This window comes from Chryseobacterium mucoviscidosis (assembly GCF_002177115.1).
GTDB classification, from domain to species: domain Bacteria; phylum Bacteroidota; class Bacteroidia; order Flavobacteriales; family Weeksellaceae; genus Chryseobacterium; species Chryseobacterium mucoviscidosis.
Genome location: NZ_MVAG01000118.1, coordinates 1 through 239 on the forward strand (window position 1 = coordinate 1; position 239 = coordinate 239).

Annotated in this window: 1 protein-coding gene; it reads left to right on the forward strand. The window is 49.0% G+C overall.

The features are described 5' to 3' along the window. Positions 1–239: hypothetical protein (locus B0E34_RS22770; protein ID WP_228423063.1), on the forward strand; the 239-nt coding region annotated here is incomplete at both ends.

Below are 239 nucleotides of genomic sequence, written 5' to 3' on the forward strand. Positions count from 1 at the left end.
CGCGTATGTCCGGCATTCGTTTCAAATCGTCTGAGTCCTTCCTTAAGGTTATTACACGATATAAGGACAGCATGATGTCTGAAGGCATGAAATTCAACCCGGTTCGTTTCCAGGGGCGGGCTGTTGTTACGGCTGAGGCTATGGCGGAGAAATTCTATAGCTTCGAACCATCCGTCAAGCTGGTGAATCGACTGGAAATACTGCGAGACTGGATGCTGAAAGAGTTGTCTGCCTTTGGC